The sequence below is a fragment of the Ruegeria sp. BHSB064 genome, from assembly GCF_059613205.1.
Genome location: NZ_JBXWSB010000158.1, coordinates 1 through 8,369 on the forward strand (window position 1 = coordinate 1; position 8,369 = coordinate 8,369).

9 protein-coding genes and 2 pseudogenes are annotated in these 8,369 nt (G+C 58.1%); 5 read left to right on the forward strand and 6 right to left on the reverse strand.

Translation table 11 applies throughout. The features are described 5' to 3' along the window. Positions 1–335 (reverse strand): annotated as a pseudogene (locus AC2FNU_RS22360) (acyl-CoA dehydrogenase); the annotation flags it as partial. 131 nt (positions 336–466) lie between these two features. On the opposite strand from AC2FNU_RS22360, the gene AC2FNU_RS22365 reads away from it, so the two are divergent. Continuing rightward, positions 467–1,402: a 2-hydroxyacid dehydrogenase gene (locus AC2FNU_RS22365; RefSeq protein ID WP_496792835.1), complete on the forward strand. Its 936-nt coding sequence runs from the start codon at positions 467–469 to the stop codon at positions 1,400–1,402. 15 nt (positions 1,403–1,417) lie between these two features. On the opposite strand, the gene AC2FNU_RS22370 is transcribed toward AC2FNU_RS22365, so the two are convergent. Then, positions 1,418–1,774: a hypothetical protein gene (locus AC2FNU_RS22370; RefSeq protein ID WP_496792839.1), complete on the reverse strand. Its 357-nt coding sequence runs from the start codon at positions 1,772–1,774 to the stop codon at positions 1,418–1,420. A gap of 175 nt (positions 1,775–1,949) precedes the next feature. Here AC2FNU_RS22370 and AC2FNU_RS22375 point away from each other — a divergent pair, with 175 nt between their 5' ends. The 3 genes from AC2FNU_RS22375 (at position 1,950) to AC2FNU_RS22385 (ending at position 4,260) form a co-directional block, all read left to right on the forward strand. Further along, entirely contained in the window at positions 1,950–2,783 is an 834-nt protein-coding gene (locus tag AC2FNU_RS22375; protein WP_496792844.1) for a bifunctional allantoicase/(S)-ureidoglycine aminohydrolase, read from the forward strand. A gap of 112 nt (positions 2,784–2,895) precedes the next feature. After that, positions 2,896–3,219 (forward strand): hypothetical protein, encoded by a 324-nt coding sequence (locus AC2FNU_RS22380; RefSeq protein WP_496792846.1) that lies wholly within the window; start codon positions 2,896–2,898, stop codon positions 3,217–3,219. A gap of 54 nt (positions 3,220–3,273) precedes the next feature. After that, positions 3,274–4,260 (forward strand): type I glyceraldehyde-3-phosphate dehydrogenase, encoded by a 987-nt coding sequence (locus AC2FNU_RS22385; protein WP_496792852.1) that lies wholly within the window; start codon positions 3,274–3,276, stop codon positions 4,258–4,260. A 47-nt stretch (positions 4,261–4,307) separates the two neighbouring features. On the opposite strand, the gene AC2FNU_RS22390 is transcribed toward AC2FNU_RS22385, so the two are convergent. The 3 genes from AC2FNU_RS22390 to puuE are packed head-to-tail and all read right to left on the reverse strand — an operon-like array spanning position 4,308 to position 7,702. After that, positions 4,308–5,738: a uracil-xanthine permease family protein gene (locus tag AC2FNU_RS22390; protein WP_496792856.1), complete on the reverse strand. Its 1,431-nt coding sequence runs from the start codon at positions 5,736–5,738 to the stop codon at positions 4,308–4,310. A gap of 42 nt (positions 5,739–5,780) precedes the next feature. Further along, complete coding sequence (locus AC2FNU_RS22395) at positions 5,781–6,287, reverse strand: ureidoglycolate lyase (protein ID WP_496792861.1); 507 nt, start codon at positions 6,285–6,287, stop codon at positions 5,781–5,783. Beyond that, on the reverse strand, positions 6,284–7,702 hold the full coding sequence (puuE, locus tag AC2FNU_RS22400) for an allantoinase PuuE (protein WP_496792868.1): 1,419 nt from the start codon (positions 7,700–7,702) through the stop codon (positions 6,284–6,286). Before puuE ends, AC2FNU_RS22395 begins: the two co-directional genes overlap by 4 nt. A gap of 164 nt (positions 7,703–7,866) precedes the next feature. Between puuE and uraH the strand changes: the two genes are divergently transcribed. After that, positions 7,867–8,223, forward strand: coding sequence for a hydroxyisourate hydrolase (gene uraH, locus AC2FNU_RS22405; RefSeq protein ID WP_496792865.1), 357 nt, complete (start codon positions 7,867–7,869; stop codon positions 8,221–8,223). Between the two features lie 17 nt (positions 8,224–8,240). Here uraH and AC2FNU_RS22410 read toward each other — a convergent pair. After that, positions 8,241–8,369 (reverse strand): annotated as a pseudogene (locus AC2FNU_RS22410) (LysR family transcriptional regulator); the annotation flags it as partial.

Consider the following 8,369-nt stretch of genomic DNA (forward strand, 5'->3'; position numbering starts at 1 on the left):
AAAACTTCCATGTTGCCTGTGTCAGGGGCCGAACAGTTGAACACTTCGGCCCCAAGCGGGGTCTTTCCCATTTCTTCGGCGAAATATGCGTATTCCACGGTGGTCAGGCCAAATCCCTTGTCACTGTCGGTCAGCCAGAAATTCCACAGACCCGCCGCCTTGGCCTTGGCCTTTAGCCCTTCAAGAATTTCGGCTTGGCGCTGTGTGTATTGCCAGCGGTCGCCCTTGTTGATTTCCGCGTGGTATTCCTCCTCCAGCGGCATGATCTCATTCCGGATCATTTCAGAAACACGTTCCAGAAGAACGCGGTTTTCCTCGCGCAGGGTAAATGACATGTTCACGGAAGCATCCTCCTCAGGCGTCGGAACCGGGCTATACTTTTGCAGCAAGGATGGCTTAACTGCCCCGAGCCTGTCCACCACAGTGACGGGACGTCACCACACCAAATTCTACGCAGGAGCCGCGCATGGCGTTGTTGATCGAAACCGGGTTGTCCGATTGGATAGGCGATGAAGAAATTGCTGCCAAATTGAAGGCCGCAGCGCCGGATGCGGATATCCGCACGCCCCAAACGCTTGGGAACCCGGAAGACATCACGATGCTGGCGCTGGTCGGCATGCAAAGCGACCATCCCGCGCGACTGCCCAACCTGAAACTGGTTCAGAAGTTGGGGGCGGGCGTGGAAACCATTGTCAGCCATCCCGACCTTCCGGCCCATGTCCGCATCGCGCGCCTGAAACCGGATGCCCCTGCACAGGGCATTGCCGAGTGGTTTGTGGCATACATCCTACGCGCCCAACGACACATGGCGTTCCACGAGGCCGCCCAATCCCGGGCGGAATGGTCGCCGCGAGAGCCGATCTTTACACCAGACACACGCGTTGGCGTTCTGGGGCTGGGTCATATCGGGGCCCGCACCGCCCTGATGCTGCGGGCCGTCGGATTGCAGGTCATGGGCTGGAGCCGCACACCAAAATCCATAGAAGGCGTGAACTGTCTGCACGGGCAAGACACCCTGCCTGACCTTTTGGGTCAATGCGATCATGTGTGCGCGATTTTGCCTTCGACGCCTCAGACGGTTGGTTTGTTCGATGCAAAAACATTGGCCATGATGAAACCCGGCAGCCAATTGCTGAACGCCGGGCGCGGGGATCTGATTGATGAGGCCGCCCTGATCGAAGCGCTGGATAAAGGCACACCCGGTCATGCCGTGCTGGACGTTACATCGGTCGAACCACTGCCGCAGGACAGCCCATTATGGGCCCATCCCGGCGTGACGATTACACCGCATGTTTCGGGGTGGCATCTGGGTGACGCGCTTTCGGATGTTGCCGAGAACTTTCGGCGGCTCAGCGCTGGCGCGCCCTTGCTGCATGAAGTGGATCGGGCGCAGGGTTATTGAGGCCGTTGCCGCAGATCAGGGCGTGAGAATCCAGTTGCCATTGCCGTCGTTGCACCGGCGGGTTCTGATCTCGCGGCTCTGATCCCCGCCTTCCGGCTGAACGACGTGCTGCAGGCTGACGCAGTTGCCCTGCACATTTTGCACTCGGATCGTGCCTTTCGATCCGGTATCGTCGTTTTTCCAGGCCCGCTCTTGACCAACAGAAGGCGTACCACTGGTCAGCATCGTGTTCGCGGTTGCATTGACCACTTCGAAATCTGCGGGCGATAGGCCCATCTCTGCAATGATTCGCGACAATGGCTTGGCGTCTGCCAAACCGGTCATCAAAAAAACACCACTAGCGGCGATTGCGGATAAAAACAGGGCTTTCATAGCGGCCTCACAGAACTGAAATCATTTGGGTCCAAGGATATACCTCTGCCGCAGCAGGGCCAAGCCCCTGACGTCGACCTTCAAATTATCCCGAACAAACCTATCGCGCCGGTGGACCTATCTGCGCCCGGTCTTTGCGCCCATAGTGCCTGACAAACGACCCCCGAGGCTCAATATGACCCAACCAACCTATTTCGCCCCGACCGGAGGCCATCCCGGCCAGAACCAACTGTTGACCGACCGCGCCATGTTCACGGACGCTTATGCGGTCATTCCCAAAGGTACGATGCGTGACATTGTCACCAGCTCCCTGCCTTTCTGGGAAGGCACGCGCCTGTGGGTTCTGTCGCGTCCGCTCAGTGGATTTGCCGAGACATTCTCGCAATATATCATGGAGGTGCAACCGGGCGGTGGCAGCGACCAGCCTGAAACCGAGGCGCAGGCCCAGGCCGTTCTTTTTGTGGTCGAGGGGACCGTCACCTTGACCCTGAACACCGAAAAACATGTTTTGGAAACAGGGGGCTATGCCTATATCCCGCCAGGAAACGATTGGACTTTGCACAACACGAGCGATGCGGTGGCACGGTTCCACTGGGTTCGCAAAGCCTATCAGTCGGTGCCCGGGCTGCCTTTGCCCGATCCGATCATAACCAACGAACGTGACGTGACACCGGTTGAAATGCCGGGAACACATGGCCGCTGGTCCACAACGCGGTTTGCCGACCCTCAGGACCTGCGCCACGACATGCATGTGAACATCGTCAATTTCGAACCGGGCGGGGTCATCCCGTTTGCCGAGACCCATGTGATGGAGCACGGGCTTTATGTGCTGGAAGGCAAAGCCGTCTATCGCCTCAATCAGGACTGGGTCGAGGTCGAAGCGGGCGATTACATGTGGTTGCGCGCCTTCTGCCCGCAAGCCTGTTATGCAGGTGGTCCGGGGCGGTTCCGGTATCTGCTGTATAAGGACGTCAACCGGCATATGCCCTTGTCTTTGCACCCCAGGTAAAAAGTCGGCTCGCTGGGACGTGCCGTGAATTTATGGCTTCGGGGCTTCACACGCGCGTCGGAATTTGCTGAAATCCAAGCAAATTCTGATTTTGAGCATTGGAGATTGTTCCATGAAACTGCGCCCTGCCCTGCTGGCCATTGCCGCACTCGCCGCGTCTGCGACCCTTTTCACCTCGCCCATTTCCGCCAAGGAAGAGACCAAATCCGTGTTCGTCATGAGCCGCACCTGGGCGGTGACACAGGTCTCGGACGCGCCGGTTGTGTACCGTGCCACGCGTGACAACAACAATCTCAAACCGTTTGGCCCCCCACCACGGTTGCGCACCCTTCAGGCCATCGCCGCCATTCAGCAGGCAACCGGATGTAAACCGATTGTGGCCAGTATGTATCAGAACATCTCGGGTCAGTTCTTTTCGCAGGTCAGCTGCAACTGACAGTACGCCAGTTAGGGCATTGAGGTCGCCCGAACGGCCTGCCATAGCTTGCGCATGAAACTCGCGATTAACGGATTCGGCCGTATCGGCCGCACGATCCTGCGGCAGGTTCTGGCCCTGCCGGAAGGGTCAGATATCGAGCTGGTGCTGATCAATGACATCGCACCGCTGGAAACCTGCGCTTACCTGTTCAAATATGACAGCACATTCGGCCCCTACCCGGGCGATGTGTCCGAAGGGGATGCCGCGCTGATTGTGGATGGGCGGACGATTCCCATGACCCACAGTGCCGACCTGACCCGCGTTGATCTGTCGGGTGTCGACGTGATGCTGGACTGCACGGGCATAGCCCGCAGCTCTGACGTTGCGCGTCGCGGTCTGACCGCAGGCGCGGGTAAGGTGCTGATATCTGGCCCGTCGCCTGCAGCGGATGTGACCATTGTTTTGGGCGCCAACGAGGATCAACTGGGCAGCGCGAGGATCGTGTCCAACGCCTCATGCACCACCAATGGGTTGGCACCGCTGGTCAAGATGATCGACGACATCGCAGGCATTGCCTCTGGTCATATGACCACCATCCACTGCTATACCAATAGCCAACCGATGGTGGACGCGCCGCGTGGCGACCTTGCCCGTTCGCGGGCCGGTGCGCTGTCAATGGTCCCTACAACGTCAAGCGCCATGCATCTGATCGATGTGGTCCTGCCGCATCTGGCCGGGCGCATTTCCGGCGCGGCGGTCCGTGTGCCCACGGCCAGCGTTTCGGCCGTGGACTTAATCGTGACACTTGAGCATGGCCTCAGCATCAGCACCTTTGACCAAGCGCTGAAAAAGGCTGTTTCTGCCTCGCCCGTGCTTGGCTGGACAGATATGCCGCTGGTCTCGTCTGACTTGCGCGCGCGCCCGGAATCATTGGTCATTGCAGGGCCGGAAACCCGCATGGTCGGGAAAAATCAGGTTCGGATCTTCGGCTGGTACGACAATGAATGGGGCTTTTCGGCCCGGATGCTGGACGTCGCCCGCCTTATGGCGACGGAGTAGCCGGATCGCGGCCCTAAAGGATGGCGCGTGATCCGGCGAGGAACGGGTTACTTGTGCCCAGGCAGGCTGCCTGCACCATGCCCGGACATTCCACCCGATACTTCTTCGGTGGCTTCGTCAGTCAGTTCTTCCGGCAGGATGAGGTTGAGCACGATCGCAATAACCGCCGCCGGCAGAAGACCACTTTTCATCAGGATACCCAACGTGTCCGGCAAGTGCTGAACCGCGTCGGGTTCAAGCTGCAACCCAAATCCGATGGAAAGCGAGATCGCAAAGATCACCATGTTGCGCCTGTTCCAATCTACATCTGACAGCATCGAAATACCCGCAGCCACGACCATCCCGAACATGACAATGACGCCTCCGCCCAATACCTCAATAGGAATGGTCCGGATGATCGCACCCACCTTGGGAACCAACCCGCACAGGATCAGGAACAAGGCACCAATGGTCACGACATGGCGGCTCATCACGCCTGTCATCGCGATCAGACCGACATTCTGGCTGAAGGACGTGTTGGGCAAGCCACCAAACACACCGGCCAGTGCCGAGCCGAAACCGTCAGCATAGGTTGCACCGGCAATCTCTTCGTCCGTTGCCTCACGCCCTGCGCCCCCCTTGGTTACACCCGAAACGTCGCCAACGGTTTCGATAGCCGAGACAAAGGCCATGAGGCAGAAACCGATCACAGCCGCAAATGAGAATTCAAACCCGTATTTGAACGGAACAGGCAGAGCAAACGCCGAAGCGCGACCCCAGCTTGTACCAATCGCCTCAAAGGTCACCATCCCGACCAGCAATGCATAAAGGTACCCAACCGCCAGACCAATCAGGACGGCTGAAACCGAAAGCATTCCCCTGGCGAAGAATTTCAACGCAAGCGTTACAACAACAACGACCATCGCCGCTGACCAGTTCAGCATTGACCCGTATTCTGGCGTACCGATTGCCGGAACCCCTCCGGCAGCGTACTGGATGCCAACCTTGACCAACGCCAGACCGATCATTGTGACCACAAGACCGGTCACAAGTGGGGGCAAAGCGAAGCGTATCTTACCGATGACAGCCCCCAGACAGGCATGGAACACTCCGCCGATGATCACACCCCCGAACAAAGCAGCCAGCCCGTCCACCCCTTTGCCCGCCACAAGCGGGATCATGATCGGCAGAAAGGCAAAACTTGTTCCCTGAACAATCGGCAACGCCGCCCCAACCGGACCCAGAGTGACCGTCTGCAACAATGTTGCCACGCCCGCGAACAGCATCGACATCTGGATCAAGTACAAAAGCTCTGGAAAATCGGGCGAGTTCGAACCAAACCCAAACCCAGCCGCACCTGCGACAATGATTGCAGGCGTCACGTTTGAGACGAACATCGCCAGAACGTGCTGAATACCCAGTGGAATCGCCTTGTGCAGCGCGGGTGTGAAATTCGGATCCCGAAGCTGTTCGGGTGTTCCAATTGAAGTTTCGGCCATGGGCACTGTCCTCTCAGTCAGAGTTCACGGGGGTATTGCCGCTTATCCCGCGGCTTCGTTGGGTTTCGGCACCACCTCGTAAGGTGTGTCGAACCAGTGTTCTTCCAGATTTGATCCGGTGCCGATCCTGTCCACCACCGCAAACAGACCTGGGCCATGTAAAGGTGTCAGAACGCCATGCCACGTGCCGCGGTGGTAATTCACCATTTGGCCCGGCTTGGTTATGAACGCGCGCGGGACGCCCGGCTCCCCGGCATTGTCTGCCGCGACGATCACCAGAAAAGGCTGATGCGTCATGGGAATGAAAGCCTGACTGCCATCCGGATGGCGTTCGACCATCTCAAGCGTACAGGGCAGCGCGCGGGGGTTGGCGTTGAACAGACTCAGCCCGGCCCGGCCATCAGAAAAATCCAACTGCGCGCGGTCATGAAACCGCCCGCATTGCCCTTGGTTGATGATCTTGTCGGGCGGCCCAGACGCCTCGATCAAATCGCCAAAAGGGGCAAATGCGCCTGCCGAGATTGTTTCTGTCACGATCTGCCGGGTCATGCGGGCAACACATCCCGCAACCGAAACTCGGCGATCCGTTCAACCTGACGGCAGGCTTCGACAAATTCCGTTGCGTGATCCTGTTCAATACGTCGCTGGAAGGCATCTAGGATCGACGCCTTGTTATGGTCCCGTACCGCAATGATGAAGGGAAACCCAAATGTCTGCGTGTAGCGCTGGTTCAGTTCCGTAAACGCCTCTCGCTCGGCATCAGTCAATGCGTCCAAACCTGCTGAGGCTTGTTCAGATGTGCTTTCCTGTGTCAGCCGTTTGGCCTGCGCCAGTTTGCCCGCCAGATCCGGATGTGCGGTCAGAACGCCCAAGCGCTCGTTCTCTGACGCCGAACGGAACATGCGCGTCAACGCGTTGTGCAGCCCACCAGCAGTGTCATGTGCCGGGCCCAGCTCCAGATCAAAAGCGCGTTCAGCAATCCAGGCCGAATGCTCAAAGATGCCGCCGAATGCTTCGACGAACCCTTTACGGTCCATCTGTGACGGACGCACGCGATGCAACGGCGGATGAGCAGTTGCCCAATGCTGCGCGATTTGCAAACGCGTTGCGAACCAGACGTCAGAAAAGCCCCGCGCGTAATCCAGAAACCGTTTCAGCGCCATTACCCGGCCCGGACGGCCAATCAGGCGGCAATGCAAGCCGATCGAGAGCATCTTGGGAACGCCCGCCTCACCCTCAGCGTACAGTGCATCAAAACTGTCTTTCAGGTACGCGAAAAACTGATCGCCCGAATTGAACCCTTGCGGGGTGGCAAAACGCATGTCGTTGCAATCCAGCGTGTAAGGCACGATCAACTGATCCCGCCCTCCGGTCTGCATCCAATAAGGAAGATCGTCCGCATAGGTGTCGGCGACATAGGCAAACCCGCCCTCTTCCGCGACCAGACGCACTGTGTTTTCGGAACAGCGCCCCGTGTACCAGCCGCGCGGGCGTTCACCGACAACTTCTGTGTGCAGACGTATGGCCTCGGCTATTTGTGCGCGTTCTTCTTCCGGGGCCATATCTTTGTGTTCGACCCATTTCAGACCATGGCTGGCAATTTCCCAACCAGCGGACTTCATCGCCGCCACCTGATCGGGCGAACGCGCCAGGGATGTGGCCACGCCATAAACCGTGATCGGAAGATCCTTCATCAGCCGATGCAAACGCCAAAATCCGGCGCGCGCGCCGTATTCATAGATCGACTCCATATTCCAATGCCGCTGACCCGGCCATTGCGCGGCCCCCACGATCTCGGACAAAAACGCCTCGGACGCGTCATCGCCATGCAGCACGCAGTTTTCGCCGCCCTCTTCATAGTTCAGCACAATCTGAACGGCCAACTTGGCCCCGCCCGGCCATTTCGCCTGCGGAGGGTTTGCTCCGTATCCGATCATGTCCCGGGGGTAACGCGGCGGCTGCATGGTATGGTCCATTTCTATTTCTGTTTCCAACAGACTTACCCCAGAACACAGCCTTTGATTATCAAATCAATCCGAACGCTGTTTCCGGTTCTTTCGGCATTTCAACTGTTTCGAACTTTGCGCCAGACTGTCAAAAACCAAAAGGCACATGATAGGAGAGACCGGTGGCAGGCTATTTGACAACTCATGTACTGGATACCGCACTTGGCTGCCCTGCCGAGGGGCTGAAAATCGCGCTTTACCGCGTGTCCGGCAACTCTCATCGCAAACTGGTTGAGATGGTAACCAACGCGGATGGCCGGACCGACAGCCCAATATTGCCGCAGGACGCGTTTAAAACGGGCACTTACGAACTGATTTTCTTTGCAGGCGATTACCTGCGTGCAACTGGTCAGGACGGAGACGATCCCTTGTTTCTGGATCAGGTTCCAATCCGGTTCGGCATGTCCGACGCAGAGGCACATTACCATGTCCCGCTTCTGCTTTCGCCCTACGGCTATTCGACCTATCGCGGGAGCTGATCGAGAGCCGGGGGGTTTTAAGCTGGGAGCTCAGCGCTTCGAACGATTTTTCCGATCCGTTCGATCATGAAGTCCATGAACAAACGCGCCTTCGGGTCTTGATGTCGCCGGTGCGTGTAAAGACATGCCATCTGCACGGGAACCGG

Bases quoted from the DNA above. Each gene is read 5' to 3' on its own strand.
- AC2FNU_RS22375 (WP_496792844.1), top strand. From the start codon at position 1,950: ATGACCCAACCAACCTATTTCGCCCCGACCGGAGGCCATCCCGGCCAG.
- AC2FNU_RS22380 (WP_496792846.1), top strand. From the start codon at position 2,896: ATGAAACTGCGCCCTGCCCTGCTGGCCATTGCCGCACTCGCCGCGTCT.
- AC2FNU_RS22365 (WP_496792835.1), top strand. From the start codon at position 467: ATGGCGTTGTTGATCGAAACCGGGTTGTCCGATTGGATAGGCGATGAA.
- AC2FNU_RS22370 (WP_496792839.1), bottom strand. From the start codon at position 1,774: ATGAAAGCCCTGTTTTTATCCGCAATCGCCGCTAGTGGTGTTTTTTTG.
- AC2FNU_RS22395 (WP_496792861.1), bottom strand. From the start codon at position 6,287: ATGACCCGGCAGATCGTGACAGAAACAATCTCGGCAGGCGCATTTGCC.
- puuE (WP_496792868.1), bottom strand. From the start codon at position 7,702: ATGCAGCCGCCGCGTTACCCCCGGGACATGATCGGATACGGAGCAAAC.
- AC2FNU_RS22390 (WP_496792856.1), bottom strand. From the start codon at position 5,738: ATGGCCGAAACTTCAATTGGAACACCCGAACAGCTTCGGGATCCGAAT.
- AC2FNU_RS22385 (WP_496792852.1), top strand. From the start codon at position 3,274: ATGAAACTCGCGATTAACGGATTCGGCCGTATCGGCCGCACGATCCTG.